A 15,045-nucleotide genomic window follows, 5' to 3' on the forward strand; every position below is an offset into this window, starting at 1 on the left:
CCAGTGGCTTTAATTGGTTTACCACCAGTATACTTGGATATCCATTGTCGTAAAACAGATGTGGAACTGATTTGATACTTTCGACATATTCCAACCTGACCGTCCACTTGATTTAAGTAGTCATTCACAGCGCTTATCTTGGTTGCTTCAGAGTAATGTTTCCAGCCTCTGGATGCTTTTAACCCATCCACACCAGCCGTTTCATAACGGTGGATCCATGCTTTGAGTGTATGCTTACCCAATCGATAATAATTGGATACACTATGGATGGATTGATGATCTGATAACACTTGATGAATCATATCGACTTTCTCTTCTATTGTATACTTGGCTGTTCGTTTAGACATAAAAATACCCCCTCGTCGTAGTTACAGAGTTTTTATTATTTCTCTGTCTACTACGAGGGGAGCATATCATTTTAACCGATTCCCTGCTCTTTCTCTTTCTTTCTGATATCTAGGAATACTTTAGTTTCAGCAACTACTACTCCGGACAGTAATACAAGTCCAATCAAGTTTGGAACAGCCATCAGAGCGTTGAAGACATCTCCAAGGTTCCATACTGTTGAAAGTGACATTGTAGCACCTGGAATGATTGCAATAACAAAGACGAATCTGTATAACATCGTAAATTTCGAACCGACCAGGTAAGTGAAACATTTTTCTCCAAAGTAACCCCAGCCTAGAATTGTTGAGAATATGAATACGAGTAATGTTATCGCGACAACATAGTCACCAACGCCTGGTAAGAAAGCTTCGAATGACTGTGCTGTCAGAGCTGCACCTTCAGTACCTGAAGCGTACATGTCCGCCATTACTAGTGTGATACCAGTAATCGAACAAACAACAATTGTATCGATGAAAACCTGAGTCATTGAAATCAGAGCCTGACGTGCAGGTACATCTGTTTTCGCCGCCGCGGCTGCGATACCGCCTGTACCGAGACCGGCTTCGTTTGAGAATAAGCCTCGGGCGACACCCATACGAATGACAGTACCAAGCGCACCACCGGCAACAGCATTACCAGTAAATGCATCGGTAAAGATCAAGCCTATCGCTGCAGGGACCTGATCAATTTGTATGATCATTATAGTAATACCAGCTAAAAGGTAGAAAACAATCATGAAAGGTACGAGTATACCTGCAGTTCTACCTATACTCTTAACCCCGCCCAATAACACTGATCCGACTAGGACAGCCATTATCACACCTGTCAGCCATGTCGGAACATTGAACACGTCAAGGGCAACATCGGACGCCGCATTGGCCTGGATCATATTTCCTATACCGAATATTGCTGCAAAGACAGCGAAAAATGCGAATAATACGCCCAGCCATTTTTGGCCAAGACCGTGTTCCAAGTAATACATCGGTCCGCCGGACATTTCCCCTTTTGAGTTTTTCTGACGATATTTAACCCCTAATATACCTTCGGAATATTTAGTCGCCATACCGACAAGTGCTGTCATCCACATCCAGAACACTGCACCGGGTCCACCGATTACAACAGCTGTAGCCACACCGACGACGTTTCCGGTACCCACTGTAGCTGCAAGCGCTGTCATAACTGCCTGGAAATGTGAAATATCCCCATCACTTGTGGCATCCTCTCTCTTAAATAACATCTTGAGTGAGTATGGCAGCATACGGAATGAAAAAAATGAAATTCTAATCGTTAGAAATATCCCGGTACCTACCAAAAAGATAATCAGTGGCAATCCCCAAACAAAGCCACTGAGCCAAGCAATAAAATCTGCTATTGATTCACCCATTGTAAAATCCTCCCCTTAATATGTATTCTTCATAAAGGTATATGAATTCTCAAATAATGTCAATATTGTGAATAAGATAATAAATACTATAAAAGTGAATTTATTATAGATATTGTAATTAAATTACGTAGATTATGTAAGTTATATTTCTCACGTGTGGATTAAACATCGTATGTTACAACTTTTAATTAAAAAAGTCACTTGAAAGTTTCACTTTCGAGATATATTAAATAATATTGTATTTTTCGAATTAATAATTTTCAAAAAACTCGTTGATAACGCTTTCACATATTAATATAATGAAATCGTGTTCGAATAAAATATCTAGGTACGATTTACGTACAATGGGAGGTGTAAGAATGGATAATGTTTTTATTGACAGTGTGGATACATATATTTGTGATCTGCCTGTGAAACGTCCGCATCAGCTTGCAATGACAACTATTACTACGCAGGCGATTGTGATCACAATCATTAAAGATAAATCCGGAAGAACCGGTGTTTCTGAAGTAGCAACTATCGGTGGTGCCTCATATGGTGACAGTACTGTAGAAGCCATAAAAGCCAACGTGGATAAATACATCGTTCCGCATCTGATAGATCAGAGTCCAATCCATTTCAACAGAATTATGACAACAGTTTCAAAGTACGTGAGAGGAAACTATTTTGCGAAAGCTGCTATAGAAACTGCCTTGATAGATTTGGCTGCAAAGCAAAGAGAAATTCCTGCTTATGAACTTTTTGGCGGAAAGATCCATGATTCATTACCTCTGGCATGGACATTGGCAAGCGGAGATACAACTAAAGATATAGAAGAAGCTCAGGAAATGCTGCATACAAAAAGGCATAACATCTTCAAATTGAAAATAGGTCATGGTGATCCTACAGCCAACGTCAATCATGTAGGAGAAATTATAAAAGCTGTCGGAGATCAGTCCAGAATAACTGTGGACATCAACCAGGCATGGGATGAGTACACTGCGTCCAAACAGATCAGAGCTTTGGAGGAAATGGGTGTATCCATGATAGAACAGCCGCCTCCGACATGGAACTATGAAGGTATGAAGAGATTGACCGAGAAATTTGATGTGTCAATACTTGCAGATGAATCGACGACATCACTGCATGATACTTACCGCATCATCAAAGAGAGAGCCGGAGATGCTGTAGCACTTAAACCGGCAAAGCACGGCGGTATTCTCGAGACGAGAAAGATTGCGGGTATTGCTGAAGCTGCAGGCTTTGGAATATACGGGGGCACAATGATCGAGTCAACTGTAGGTAATGCAATCGCAGCAAGCGTTTATTCGACGATACCTGAATTTAAGTTCGGGACAGAAATATTCGGTCCGCTGCTCTACCAGGATAAACTGACCCTTGAAGATATTAAGGTTGAGAACTTCGAAATACAAATACCGGATGATATCGGTTTTGGCAGCACATTGGACTACGATAAGCTCAACCACTATCAGAGATAGGCAAACCGTCAAACGGTTGTTATATAAATAATAAAAATATTAATAGGAGTGTTAATTATGACAGTAAACAATCAATTGCCAACGACTAAAAACGAACGTGTTGAAGAGGTCTTCGATATATTCATCAAACATATGCAGGAGTTTTTCGATGAAGCGAAACTCAACCACGAAGAATATACTAACTTTGTAAACTGGGCAGACCGCCTGGGTAAATCCGGAGAACTTCCATTATATGCAGACGTATTCCTGGAAACGCATGTATTACAGTCAATGTATACTGAACTGCCGGGGACTCAGCCTTCCCTTCTTGGACCATACTACGTTGAAAATGCGCCTTTTGTTGAACCGGATGAGAATGGTGTTGTAGAACTGCCACAGCGCGCGGATGAAGAAGGCGATGTATTCTACTTCAGCGGAACAGTTAAAAATGTTGATGGTGAAGTGCTTAAAAATGCAGAAGTTGATTTCTGGCAGAACGACGGCTCGGCAAAATATTCCAATTTCGACTCGGATGCGCCAGACTTTAACCTCCGCGGACGTTTCGTAACGGATGATGAAGGTAAATTTACAGTGAAAACATTCCTGCCGTTACCATACTCAATTCCAGATCAGGGGCCGACAGGTGAATTCCTGGGTTACATGGATCAGCACCCTATGCGCCCGGCACACCTGCACATCATGTTCAAATCAGAAGGTCACGAAACTCTGATTACGCAAGTATTCTTTGAAGGTGATGAGTGGATGGAGACTGACGTTGCACAAGGTGTACGTGAAGAGCTCATTACAGACCCTGTAGATAAAGGCGATTACAAAGAATCACATCTGGAATTTGTACTTCGTAAAGATAACAAGTAAAAACATGGGCATGGAGACATGCCCTTTTCGTATTTATGACAATAATAGGAGGAATGAATTGTGAGACATTTACCAGAACCGTCGTTATCCCTTTTAGGACATATGGAACTGTCGGTGGCCAAACCGCATCTGCCTAAGAAAACACCAATAGAAAACCGCAGAATCATCCAGGTGACCGGCGGTAAATTCGAAGGCGAACACTTTAATGCGAAAGTTCTTCCGGGCGGTGATGACTGGATTACGGTACGTGAAGACGGAACGATCATCCAGGACGTCCGAATCACTTTGGAGACTGATGATGAAGAAATCATTCTGATGACGTACAGAGGTATCAGAACTGGAGACCGTTCTGTTTTAAACCGTCTGGATCAGGGAGAAGAAGTGGATCCGGATGAATACTACTTCAGAACGAATCCCGTGTTTGAAACAGGCAGCGAAAAATACCACTGGCTGAATAACAGAATATTCATTTCAAACGGCATCCGTATGCCTGAGGGTGTCAGTTATTCAATATATACAGTCGAATAGGCGGGAAAATAATGAAATTAATCAATACAGGAGATAAGCAGATAAATGTAGAGATCACCACACATCCTGAAAGTGACGTCTTACTAATTTTTATACATGGATTGACTGGCAATTATCTGCAGATGCATCATTTTCAAAATCACTTCAAAAGTAAATATAATACACTGAGTTATGATTTGAGCGGCCGCGGCGACAGTACACTGCAAAATGATCCGGCTGATATTCAGCAGCACAGCAAAGATCTGCTTGAAATCATAGACTCGTTGGAGCATGACAATATTGTCCTTGCAGGCTATTCAATGGGCGGATATATTGCTGTAGACGTTGCAGGCCGGAGTTCGAAAGTTAAAAAAGTGGTTCTTTTGGACGGCGGCGGTGAAGCAGATGAAAACACGAGCAGCCTTGTTCTGCCTTCTCTTGGAAGACTTGAAAAAACATTCGGTTCCAGAGAAGAGTATCTGGAAATGATGAAGAAGGCCTACGGTACGATGGGAGTTGAGTGGAGTGAGATCATGGACCAGGTGATCGACCATGAAATCACACAAATCGACGGAAAAATCCATCACAAATCAGATTATGAACTGACCAAACAGGATTTTGAGAGCTTTTATGATTTTCCATTCGGCGAAGCATACAACAGGCTCAATGTCCCGGTCTTCCTGATTATTTGTACAGGTGTTATAAAAGATGGTATCGCACTTTTCAGTGAAGAAGGTTATGACAAAATGCTCAATGAAGTAAAGGACATAAAATCTACAGTAATGGACATCAACCATTATGAAATCGTATTTAACGAACAGAAAAATCTGAATGAACAAATAGAGAATTTTTTAGAAGAGGAGTAATTTAAAATGGAATCGAAAATCACTGATTTAAAATCTGCTCTTCACCCGGTTAAGGATGGAGATACACTGATGGTCGGCGGTTTCGGACTGATCGGTGCACCACTCTCTTTAATAGATGAGCTGACGAAGCTCGAGGTTAAAGAACTGACGGTAGTCAGCAATAACGTCGGTGAGGCAGGAAAAGGACTGGGTATCCTGCTTGACCAGGGCAAACTGAAAAAAGCGGTTGGCTCATATTTTACAAGTAACAGAGAAGTCGCCAAATGGTATAATGCCGGCAAATTGGATCTTCAGCTGCTGCCGCAGGGTACGCTGAGTGAGGTCATCCGTGCAGGCGGTGCAGGCATCGGCGGTTTCTACACTAAGACGAGTGTCGGGACGGACCTTGCAAAGGGTAAGGAAACAAAAGAGATCGACGGTGAGGAATACGTATTTGAAAAAGCTTTGAAATCTGATGTGTCTCTTGTACGTGCGCATAAGGCTGACAAACTCGGCAATCTTGTTTATTACAAGACAGCCCGCAACTTCAACCCGATGATGGCAACTGCAGGAAAATATGTTGTTGCAGAAGTCGATGAAATTGTTGAAGTGGGAGAGTTGAACCCTGAGGAAATTGCGACTCAGCATATATATGTGGATAAGATTGTTCTTGCTGAACAGATATTAACTAAAGAAGGAGTGGTTCAGAAATGAGTGTAAAAGATATGATTGCTGAACGAGCTGCCCAGGCTTTAGATGAGTATTCAGTTATAAATCTGGGTATCGGCATCCCTACTCTTGTGGCGAACTATTTGGATAAGGATAAATTTTATCTGCACACAGAGAACGGATTACTTGGAGTCACATCAGTTGCAGAAGAAGATATCGACCCGAACATTGTCAACGCCGGTAAACAGCCGGTCGGTGAAGCAACAGGTGCAAGTTACTTTCACAGTGCAGACTCATTTGCGATGATCCGCGGGTCGCATGTTGATGTTGCGATTCTCGGCGTATTGCAGGTTGGCGAAAATGGACAGGTGGCCAACTGGGCGATTCCGGGTAAAGATATTATCGGTGTCGGCGGTGCAATGGATCTCCTCGTCGGAGCTAAAAAAGTGATCATCACAACGAATCACACTGCTAAAGACGGCTCGCCGAAATTCCTGAAAGAATGCACTTTCCCTATTACGTCAACGAGGCCTGTGGATATGATCATCACGGATCTCGCAGTGTTTGAACGAAAAGACGATAAATTCGAACTGATAGAATTGATGGGCGACACAACACTTGAAGAAGTTGCAGAAAAAACAGAAGCGGATTATACAGTGTCTGAATCTCTGAAAAGGAGTGCGGAATAATGACTGAAGTTGTTATAGTAGATGCAGTAAGAACACCGATTGGCAGATATAAAGGTGCTTTAAAGTCAGTAAGGCCGGATGACCTTGGTGCAATTGTCATAAAAGCACTTGTTGAAAGAAACCCGAATCTGGATGTAAACCAGATAGATGAAGTGATTTTCGGCAACGCCAACGGTGCGGGAGAAGAGAACAGAAACGTTGCACGTATGTCTGCATTGATCGCGGATCTGCCTGAAAGTGTGGCGGGGACAACTGTAAACAGATTGTGCGGTTCGAGCCTTGACTCTGTCTCAATGGCGGCACGTTCAATCATGACTGGTGAAATTGATATCGCAATCGCAGGCGGAACAGAGAGTATGTCAAGAGCGCCATTTGTCATGCTGAAGCCTGAGAAAGAATTTCCGAGAGGCAACATGGAACTCGTGGACACCACAATCGGCTGGAGATTCCCGAATCCTAAAATCGAATCTGAACACGGTATTGATTCAATGCCGCAGACAGCTGAAAATGTCGCACAGAGATACAACATTACGAGAGAAGAACAGGATCAGTTTGCTTTTGAAAGCCAGCAGCGTGCGAAAGCCGCGGTTGAAGCGTACCGTTTCAAAGATCAGATGATTCCTGTAACAATCACCGACCGTAAAGGGAACGAAACAGTTGTTGATAAAGATGAGCATCCAAGACCGGAAACTTCACTTGAGAAGCTGTCACAGCTCCGTTCAATTTTCCCTGACGGTACAGTGACTGCAGGAAATTCCTCAGGTGTAAACGACGGTGCAAGTGCACTGTTGGTAATGAGCAAAGAAAAGGCTGAAGCGCTGGGCTTAACGCCACTTGTAAAATACACGTTTTCTGCAACTGCAGGTGTAGAACCGGCTGTAATGGGTCTTGGTCCTATAGGTTCTACAAAAAAGCTGCTTGAGAAAACAGGACGGACGATTTCAGATATCGGCCTGATGGAACTTAACGAGGCTTTTGCTTCACAGTCCATAGAGTGTATCAACCAGCTGGGCATTGACAGAGACATTGTCAACGTCAATGGCGGGGCAATCAGCTTTGGGCACCCACTCGGTGCGAGCGGCGCAAGAATTTTGACGGATCTGATCTATGAAATGAAACGCCGTGATACCAAGACGGGTCTGGCAACGATGTGTATCGGGGTCGGCCAGGGTATCTCCCTAATGGTAGACAATATATAAAATAAACAGAGCCTGAATCCTTAACAAGGATTCAGGCTCTGTTTTGTTTCTAAAAGTTAAATCAGGCGCTTTCTGATTGCTCCTGACAAAATATCTATCAAGCTTACAAATACGACGACGACGACAAGGATCATACCGACTTCATCCCAGTTTCTCTGATATGTGGCAAGTATGAGCGGTGCACCGATACCCCCGGCGCCAACAATACCGAGCACTGTCGATGCACGTACGTCGATTTCGAAACGGTATAAAGAGTAGGATACGAACTCCGGCAGCACCTGCGGGAGAATACCGTACCACATGGATTGAATCCGGTTACCACCGCTTGCCTTGATTGCATCAACGTTCTCAGAGTCAATCGATTCAATGACTTCGGCGTAAAGTTTACCGAGCATACCGATCGAGTTAATACTGATGGCGAGAACCCCGGCGTACGGGCCGATACCGACAGCAGCCACGAAGATGATTGCAAAGATCAGCTCGGGAATTGCACGTATGGCATTCAGCAGCGCTTTTCCGATATAGGAGAACCTGCCGCCTACGTTTCTTGCAGCCAGAAAACCGACGGGTACCGCGAGAATCGTCGCAACAAATATTCCTGCATAGGCAATGGCGATTGTTTCAAGCATATAGCCGATGTATTCAGGGTATTTATCATAATTATCAGTGTTGATCAACGGTTCTATGAACAGCCGCTTCAATGTTTCCAAAGTGGACACAGAGGAGCTGTTGATGTCGAACGGCGTGGATACGAGAGCAACAATATAGATGAAAGCAAGTATGAGAACAGTGGCCAGAACATACATGCGTTTCGTTTTGTTAAAGGTTTTATGCGTTCTTATTTTATCATGCTGTTTCATTATTCAAGACGCTCCCTTAGCTTATTACTGATGAAATCAATGATCGTAATGACGATAAAGAGTGTAAAAATAATTGCTGCCACATTTTGATAATTAAACATGCTGAGCTGTTGTCTTAATATGATACCGATACCGCCGGCACCGACAAAGCCGAGCACTACTGATGCTTTCACATTGATTTCCAATGAATAGAGCGTATAGGAAGCATACTGCGGTAAAATTTGCGGAATGACTGCATATCTGATCACCTGCAGAGTATTGCCGCCTGATGCGCGGATGGCTTCAAGCGGTCCGGGATCGACTGATTCAATGGACTCGCTGAGCAGTTTGCCGATGATACCTATCGTCAGTATTGTGAGGGCGAGAATACCCGAAATATCACCGATGCCGACAAGCGCAACGAAAAGAACAGCCAGTATTATTTCCGGTACAGTACGCAGTATATTGAAGAAAAACCGGATAATACGGTAGAACGTCAGATTCGTATTGATATTCGATGCGGCAAGAAAGCTGACAGGCAGTGCAAGAATCGCCCCGAAAGTTGTACCGAACAATGCGATATTCCATGTTTCAAGAAGCGGCTGGATGACACTCGTAAAGTATTCCCAGCTCGGCGGCCAAAGGTCTTCCACCACAAACAGGAAGATGATTGGAAAGCCTTCTATCACCCTTTGAGGGAAAGCTTCAGTCTGATAGGCAGCCACTATATAAAGCAGTATGACCAAAAGAAGAATACTGAGAATAAACAGCTTGAACCGCATGGGCGTCAGAACGATACGCTCAGACTTGTTCGGACTCGTTTTTTTCATCAGTCTCCTCCTCACTGCCAAGAAAATCATCATCTTTAATCGGACGGTCATAAATCTCTTCGAAAGTCTGATCCGTCACTTCCTCTATCGGTCCGTCGAACACCAGATTACCGTCCCTTAAGCCAATGATACGGTCGGCGTATTCCATCGCCATATCAATGAAGTGAAGGTTGACAATTGTTGTGAGTCCGTCCTCCCTGCTGACCCGTTTAAGGTCCTTCATGACTTTATGTGAAGTCGGAGGGTCGAGACTTGCCACAGGTTCATCTGCGAGGATGACTTTAGGCTGCTGAGTCAATGCACGCGCGATACTGACACGCTGCTGTTGTCCCCCGCTCAGATTGCTTGCGCGGACATATGCTTTTTCATCGATTCCGACACGCTCAAGATTATTCATCGCAATTTGCAGATCGTTCTGGGGGAACCATCCGACCAGGCTGCGCAGTGTGCCCGTATGCCCGAGTCTCCCCGCAAGAACATTTCTCAGTACGCTCATGCGCTTGACGATGTTGTAACTCTGGAAAATCATGCCGATGTTTGTTCTTACTTTTCTAAGCTGGCTGTCTTTGAGCTGTAAAATATCTTCTCCGTCTACGATGAGCTCACCACTGGTTGGTGTCACCATACGGTTGATACTCCGTATCAATGTCGATTTACCGGCGCCTGACATACCGACGATGACCACGAATTCTCCCTCGTTAATTTTTAAGTTGATGTTTTTCAAACCTTTATGTCCATTCGGATACACAAGGGAAACATCGTTAAATTCTATCAATGCATTCACCATCCCGGGAATAAAATTAAAAATATGTAAAAAGGAGATGCGTAAGGGAGTCCCTTCATCTCCTTTTGAAAATGTTGTTATTCGTTTAAGTCACTTTCGAACTCTGCATATACTTCACGTACAATATCATAGTCTTCGGACTCTGCTTCAGCAATGCCATCCCACTCATAAATTTCATACATGATATCAAGCATTTCTTCATTTTCATTCAAACTTAGGAAAGCATCTGTAATCTGCTGTTTCATATCATCCGGCAGTTCAGAACGGACAGAAATGGTATCGTTTGGAATTTCATCTGTATGTCCGATCACTTTGACCTGATCCATTACATCCGGAAGATCTTCTTCAACAGTTACACGAGCATCATCAAAGGTAGTAGCGAAATCTGCCTGTCCGTCATACACTTGTGTAATTGCGTTATCATGACCGCCTACTGAAAGCTGATCAAAATGACTTTCCAGTTCATCCACGCCCATCTCTTTCAACTGCATTGCAGGAAAAAGATAACCGGAAGTTGATAAAGTATCCGGGAACGCCCAGACAAGCCCTTCCTGATCCACAAGATCTTCAATGCTTTCAATATCTGAATCTGCATTAACTACATATTGTGCAACGTAAGATTCTGAGCCGTTTCTGACAGATTTTAAAATCACGTCGACATCTGCACGTTCTTCAGCCTGTACAAAACTGAATGGTGCAAGGAAACCGATGTCAACCTGCTGTGTTCTCATCGCCTCGATCAGACCGCTGTAATCGACCATGACCTCAGCCTCCACTTCAATACCAAGCTCTTCTGAAAGGAACTCTTCAAGCGGTTCAGCTGTTGTGGCGATATTACCTGCATCACTTGAAGGAATAAAACCCATGGACAATGACTCAATCTCTTCACCTGATTCTTCTGAAGTCTCTTCGGTATTCTCAGCGGCTTCACTATCTTCGTTACCTTCAGAGTCTGAAGCATCACTCTCACCGTTACCGCATGCAGCAATTACAGAGATGACCATGACTAAAGAAAACAGCAAAAGAAAACGTCTTAACCCAAAATTCATTTCGTCTACCTCCCAAGTAGAAATATGTATTTTATTTTCTCAAAGAGAGAAAATTTCCCTCTTCTACCTTAAGAATATTTAAACCGTTTTCCAAAGTCAATGTTATTTTCAAATAATTAGGAAATATGTCATCAAGTATAAAATAAACTCCCCTTTATATTATGAATACATCGGGGAGTCTCGTCGTGTACTATCCTATTCAAATTTTAAAACGGCAGTTCAATCTCTGTATTTCTGCTTATCAGCTCTGCAGTCTCCAGAAGCGGCGATAAATAATGGTCTTCAACTTCTTGTCTTGTCGTCTGGGAGGAGTTTGTGGAGCAATTGATTGCGGCGATGACTTCTCCACGCAAATTGCGGATCGGTGCAGCGATGGACATCAGTCCGATTTCCAGCTGATCTTCGCTGATCGCCCATCCTTTTTCACGTATTTCTTCGAATTCTCTACGCAAATCTACTTCCTTATATGTCGTATTCGGGGTGAGGGCTTCGAGTTTCGCGGTGGCAAAAAATTCCTGAAGCGCTTCTTCACTTTTTTGCGCAAGTAATAACTTACCCATGGAAGTGGCGTATGCAGGCAGATGTGTGCCGATATTGAGTGAAATATTCATGATTTTATTCGCAGGCACACGTCCGATGTAAACAATTTCCTCGCCCACTAACTTGGCAATTGAACTTGACTCATTGGTCTGCTTAGATAATTCACGCAACAGGGTCGTTGTAATTTCCCAGCTGTCTCTGGCAGTCATGTAAGAATAGCCGAGTGACAGAACTTTAGGCGTCAGATAAAATCGGTTGTCGAGCGCCTGTGCGTACCCCAGATTGACCAGCGTGATTAAGACGCGTCTTGCGGTCGGTCTGGAGATATTGGTCAATTTTGCTGCGGTTGATATGGTTAAATGATCGTGGCTGTCAAAAGCTTCAATGACTTTCAATCCCTTTGCAAGTGTTTGAAGATGATCAGCACTATTAAATTCTTCCGTCATAATAATCCCTCAATTGTACGATAGTTAAAAATCTGTACTATTATCATATCATTTTTAAAGTGATAAATCTTATATAATTAGCGGTGTTTTCCTATTGATTGTACACCGCTTCATGTCTGCAGACATTCCCGTATTCAGTATTTTCCGCGAGAAGATTGTTGTTACACGCCTCGTTATTTTCAGCATACTCGGCATGCTGCTTGTACAATATTCATATATGGCTTCAATAGATTATGGAAATGCTGCGATCGCAACGCTGCTGCAGTACATTGCACCGGTGTATATCATTATCTGGTATGTACTCCGGGGGCAGGACCGGATAAAATCATTCGATATTCTGGCGATATCTTTAACTTTGACAGGCACAATTCTGCTGCTGACAAACGGTTCATTTGAAAGCTTGTCCGTCCCGATGCCAAGTATAGTCTGGGGTGTCATTTCAGGGCTTTCGCTCGCCTTTTACACCATATACGCAAGACAGCTGCTCATCCGTTTCCCTTCCATATTAGTGGTCGGCTGGGCCATGATCATTGCGGGGGTTGTAATGAATTTCATCCACCCGTTATGGGATGTGGATATCGGTGCGATGGATATGATGACAGTACTTGTACTGTTATTCGGAATCTTTGCAGGTACAGCAATCGCTTTCTGGTTTTTTATAAAGAGCTTGGAATATATTACAGCAAAAGAGACAACATTGTTCGGCACCATCGAACCGCTGGCTGCAATTGTTGCGAGTGTGCTCTGGCTGAATGTCTCATTTCAGAGCTGGCAGCTGGCCGGTATGTTTTTAATATTGGTGCTGATTACAATGCTGTCACTTAAAAAGCAAAGTGAATAGTTGAAAGGGAATGTTAATTGAAAAATCTATCCCACGGCAACTGCTCAGGGGTCGGGCATTCTACTGAAACCATTTCATCTTTGGTAGGATGCTTTACTTCCAGTGTGTGCGCCCACAAGGCAATCTGCTGTCCGGGTTTGTTCTGACTCCGGCCATATTTTTGGTCGCCGTATAAAACATTGCCCTGGTTGGCGAGCTGTACACGAATCTGATGGGAACGGCCGGTCTCAAGTTCTATTTCAAGGAGAGACAGGCTGTTCTTTTTATCATTACCGAGCACTTTGTAATGGAGTATTGCTTTTTTAGCGTCTTTTTTGTTTTTATCGACGACATTTACCGTATTATTTTTCCGGTTTTTATACAAGTAATCAATCAGTGTGTCTTTGGATGGCGTCAAATTCCCCCGTACAACTGCTTTATATTTTCTTACTATCTTATTCTGTCTCAACTGATCTGCCAGTCTCGAAGCGGCTTTGGACGTTTTGGCAAAAACAACTGCTCCGCCGACCGGACGGTCCAGTCTGTGTACAAGTCCAAGATAGACGTTGCCGGGCTTGTTTTCATTTTCCTTAATGTAGTCCTTCAGCATGTTGAGCAGGTCTTTGTCTTTCGAAGCATCTTCCTGCACGGGAATATTGACAGGCTTCTTCACGATCAACAGGTGATTATCTTCATATAAGATATTTATATTCATGTCGTACTCTCCTTTTACATCTTAATCACACTATATCATCCAGGAAATAATATGAAAGATGGAAACGGCTGTCTGACAGATTAATAGAAATAATCCCATGGTGCTTCATCGGGAGGTGTGGATTCTACAGCTGCCAGACTATCTTTTGACGGGTGCTGGACATTGACGCTGTACGACCATAATGCAATCGGCTGGCCGACTTTGTTATAGTGCTGTCCATGGTTGGTGTCACCATGAAGAACGTTGCCCACGTTGGCGAGCTGTACCCTGATATGGTATGAATAACCTTTTTCCATCTCGATTTCCATGAGTGTCAGATCATCCTCGGCATTTCTGTCGATGACTTTGTAATGAAGTGCGCTTTTGATGGCATTCTTATCATCTTCACCAGTTATGCTGAATGAATTATTCTCAGGAATTCTTATAAGGTAATCGGTTAAAGTATCTTCGTCTTTTGGCATCTTGCCGCGGACAATAGCTCTGTACTTCCTTGTCACATTATTTTTCTTATCATTTTGTGTCAAAAAAGAAGCGGTATTGGCATTCTTGGCAAATACTGCGGCACCGCCTATCGGACTGCCCAGTATTTCGTCAGCTTCCGGGTACAGCTCATCATTGTCGGCATCACTTTTTTTCATGTGTTCTTTCAGAGCGTTCAGTAAATCTTCAGCTTCGGTTCCCTCAATATACGAAGGTATTATGGCAGATTTTTCAATTATGAGCAGATCGTTATCCTCATATAAGATGTTAGTATCCATTAACGCATTCTCCTTTACTCTTTTTCAGTTATATATCAGTATTAAATAAGTTCCCTCTTTTTTGGATTTTATAACATGAAAGTGAACTTCAGAGATTATTTTTGGTTCTGTTGCAAAGTTGAATTTATAGTATAATTTTAACAAAAAGGAGTCTTCTGTATGAACTATTTCAGATATAAACAATTTAACAAGGATGTTATCACTGTAGCCGTTGGCTACTATCTAAGATATGCATTGAGTTATCGTGATAT

17 protein-coding genes and 1 pseudogene are annotated in these 15,045 nt (G+C 43.0%); 9 read left to right on the top strand and 9 right to left on the bottom strand.

Annotated elements, in window-relative coordinates; all coding sequences use genetic code 11:
• Together BLR15_RS12950 and BLR15_RS12955 are read right to left on the bottom strand one after the other, a co-directional pair.
• Positions 1–347: helix-turn-helix domain-containing protein (locus BLR15_RS12950; protein ID WP_143004000.1), on the bottom strand; the 347-nt coding region annotated here is incomplete at its 3' end.
• 71 nt (positions 348–418) lie between these two features.
• Positions 419–1,771 (bottom strand): alanine/glycine:cation symporter family protein, encoded by a 1,353-nt coding sequence (locus tag BLR15_RS12955; RefSeq protein ID WP_092988171.1) that lies wholly within the window; start codon positions 1,769–1,771, stop codon positions 419–421.
• Positions 1,772–2,130: 359 nt separating this feature from the next.
• Here BLR15_RS12955 and BLR15_RS12960 point away from each other — a divergent pair, with 359 nt between their 5' ends.
• The 7 genes from BLR15_RS12960 to BLR15_RS12990 are packed head-to-tail and all read left to right on the top strand — an operon-like array spanning position 2,131 to position 8,013.
• Complete coding sequence (locus BLR15_RS12960; RefSeq protein ID WP_092988173.1) at positions 2,131–3,249, top strand: muconate/chloromuconate family cycloisomerase; 1,119 nt, start codon at positions 2,131–2,133, stop codon at positions 3,247–3,249.
• Between the two features lie 57 nt (positions 3,250–3,306).
• Positions 3,307–4,104, top strand: coding sequence for a dioxygenase family protein (locus tag BLR15_RS12965; protein WP_092988175.1), 798 nt, complete (start codon positions 3,307–3,309; stop codon positions 4,102–4,104).
• Positions 4,105–4,164: 60 nt separating this feature from the next.
• On the top strand, positions 4,165–4,632 hold the full coding sequence (locus tag BLR15_RS12970) for a DUF3237 domain-containing protein (RefSeq protein WP_092988177.1): 468 nt from the start codon (positions 4,165–4,167) through the stop codon (positions 4,630–4,632).
• A gap of 11 nt (positions 4,633–4,643) precedes the next feature.
• Positions 4,644–5,477: an alpha/beta fold hydrolase gene (locus BLR15_RS12975; RefSeq protein ID WP_092988179.1), complete on the top strand. Its 834-nt coding sequence runs from the start codon at positions 4,644–4,646 to the stop codon at positions 5,475–5,477.
• A 6-nt stretch (positions 5,478–5,483) separates the two neighbouring features.
• Positions 5,484–6,170 (top strand): CoA transferase subunit A, encoded by a 687-nt coding sequence (locus tag BLR15_RS12980; RefSeq protein WP_092988181.1) that lies wholly within the window; start codon positions 5,484–5,486, stop codon positions 6,168–6,170.
• Positions 6,167–6,814: a 3-oxoacid CoA-transferase subunit B gene (locus BLR15_RS12985; protein ID WP_092988183.1), complete on the top strand. Its 648-nt coding sequence runs from the start codon at positions 6,167–6,169 to the stop codon at positions 6,812–6,814. Before BLR15_RS12980 ends, BLR15_RS12985 begins: the two co-directional genes overlap by 4 nt.
• Positions 6,814–8,013 (top strand): thiolase family protein, encoded by a 1,200-nt coding sequence (locus BLR15_RS12990; protein ID WP_092988185.1) that lies wholly within the window; start codon positions 6,814–6,816, stop codon positions 8,011–8,013. Before BLR15_RS12985 ends, BLR15_RS12990 begins: the two co-directional genes overlap by 1 nt.
• A 56-nt stretch (positions 8,014–8,069) precedes the next feature.
• Here BLR15_RS12990 and phnE (BLR15_RS12995) read toward each other — a convergent pair whose 3' ends face one another.
• The 5 genes from phnE (BLR15_RS12995) to BLR15_RS13015 all read right to left on the bottom strand — a co-directional run bounded on the left by phnE (BLR15_RS12995) (position 8,070) and on the right by BLR15_RS13015 (position 12,501).
• Complete coding sequence (gene phnE, locus BLR15_RS12995; RefSeq protein WP_092988187.1) at positions 8,070–8,873, bottom strand: phosphonate ABC transporter, permease protein PhnE; 804 nt, start codon at positions 8,871–8,873, stop codon at positions 8,070–8,072.
• Entirely contained in the window at positions 8,873–9,682 is an 810-nt protein-coding gene (gene phnE, locus BLR15_RS13000) for a phosphonate ABC transporter, permease protein PhnE (RefSeq protein ID WP_092988189.1), read from the bottom strand. Before phnE (BLR15_RS13000) ends, phnE (BLR15_RS12995) begins: the two co-directional genes overlap by 1 nt.
• The gene (phnC, locus tag BLR15_RS13005; protein ID WP_092988191.1) at positions 9,654–10,457 is read right to left on the bottom strand and encodes a phosphonate ABC transporter ATP-binding protein; all 804 of its coding nucleotides are present in this window, start codon (positions 10,455–10,457) and stop codon (positions 9,654–9,656) included. Before phnC ends, phnE (BLR15_RS13000) begins: the two co-directional genes overlap by 29 nt.
• 86 nt (positions 10,458–10,543) lie before the next feature.
• On the bottom strand, positions 10,544–11,515 hold the full coding sequence (locus BLR15_RS13010) for a phosphate/phosphite/phosphonate ABC transporter substrate-binding protein (RefSeq protein ID WP_092988193.1): 972 nt from the start codon (positions 11,513–11,515) through the stop codon (positions 10,544–10,546).
• Between the two features lie 206 nt (positions 11,516–11,721).
• A complete protein-coding gene (locus BLR15_RS13015) occupies positions 11,722–12,501 on the bottom strand; it encodes an IclR family transcriptional regulator domain-containing protein (protein WP_092988195.1) in 780 nt (259 codons plus the stop codon).
• Positions 12,502–12,577: 76 nt separating this feature from the next.
• Here BLR15_RS13015 and BLR15_RS13020 point away from each other — a divergent pair, with 76 nt between their 5' ends.
• Positions 12,578–13,342: a DMT family transporter gene (locus tag BLR15_RS13020; RefSeq protein ID WP_281182406.1), complete on the top strand. Its 765-nt coding sequence runs from the start codon at positions 12,578–12,580 to the stop codon at positions 13,340–13,342.
• A 13-nt stretch (positions 13,343–13,355) separates the two neighbouring features.
• Here BLR15_RS13020 and BLR15_RS13025 read toward each other — a convergent pair whose 3' ends face one another.
• On the bottom strand, positions 13,356–14,036 hold the full coding sequence (locus BLR15_RS13025; RefSeq protein ID WP_092988197.1) for an RluA family pseudouridine synthase: 681 nt from the start codon (positions 14,034–14,036) through the stop codon (positions 13,356–13,358).
• 80 nt (positions 14,037–14,116) lie between these two features.
• Complete coding sequence (locus tag BLR15_RS13030; protein WP_092988199.1) at positions 14,117–14,794, bottom strand: pseudouridine synthase; 678 nt, start codon at positions 14,792–14,794, stop codon at positions 14,117–14,119.
• 159 nt (positions 14,795–14,953) lie between these two features.
• Here BLR15_RS13030 and BLR15_RS13900 point away from each other — a divergent pair.
• Positions 14,954–15,045 (top strand): annotated as a pseudogene (locus BLR15_RS13900) (IS6 family transposase); the annotation flags it as partial.

This window comes from Lacicoccus qingdaonensis (assembly GCF_900101075.1).
Classification (GTDB): Bacteria; Bacillota; Bacilli; order Staphylococcales; family Salinicoccaceae; genus Lacicoccus; species Lacicoccus qingdaonensis.

Coding starts and splice junctions, on each gene's coding strand:
- BLR15_RS12960 (WP_092988173.1), top strand. CDS start 2,131: ATGGATAATGTTTTTATTGACAGTGTGGATACATATATTTGTGATCTG.
- BLR15_RS12955 (WP_092988171.1), bottom strand. CDS start 1,771: ATGGGTGAATCAATAGCAGATTTTATTGCTTGGCTCAGTGGCTTTGTT.
- BLR15_RS13015 (WP_092988195.1), bottom strand. CDS start 12,501: ATGACGGAAGAATTTAATAGTGCTGATCATCTTCAAACACTTGCAAAG.
- phnE (WP_092988187.1), bottom strand. CDS start 8,873: ATGAAACAGCATGATAAAATAAGAACGCATAAAACCTTTAACAAAACG.
- BLR15_RS13010 (WP_092988193.1), bottom strand. CDS start 11,515: ATGAATTTTGGGTTAAGACGTTTTCTTTTGCTGTTTTCTTTAGTCATG.
- BLR15_RS12985 (WP_092988183.1), top strand. CDS start 6,167: ATGAGTGTAAAAGATATGATTGCTGAACGAGCTGCCCAGGCTTTAGAT.
- BLR15_RS12990 (WP_092988185.1), top strand. CDS start 6,814: ATGACTGAAGTTGTTATAGTAGATGCAGTAAGAACACCGATTGGCAGA.
- BLR15_RS12980 (WP_092988181.1), top strand. CDS start 5,484: ATGGAATCGAAAATCACTGATTTAAAATCTGCTCTTCACCCGGTTAAG.
- BLR15_RS12975 (WP_092988179.1), top strand. CDS start 4,644: ATGAAATTAATCAATACAGGAGATAAGCAGATAAATGTAGAGATCACC.
- phnE (WP_092988189.1), bottom strand. CDS start 9,682: ATGAAAAAAACGAGTCCGAACAAGTCTGAGCGTATCGTTCTGACGCCC.
- BLR15_RS13025 (WP_092988197.1), bottom strand. CDS start 14,036: ATGAATATAAATATCTTATATGAAGATAATCACCTGTTGATCGTGAAG.
- BLR15_RS12965 (WP_092988175.1), top strand. CDS start 3,307: ATGACAGTAAACAATCAATTGCCAACGACTAAAAACGAACGTGTTGAA.
- BLR15_RS13030 (WP_092988199.1), bottom strand. CDS start 14,794: ATGGATACTAACATCTTATATGAGGATAACGATCTGCTCATAATTGAA.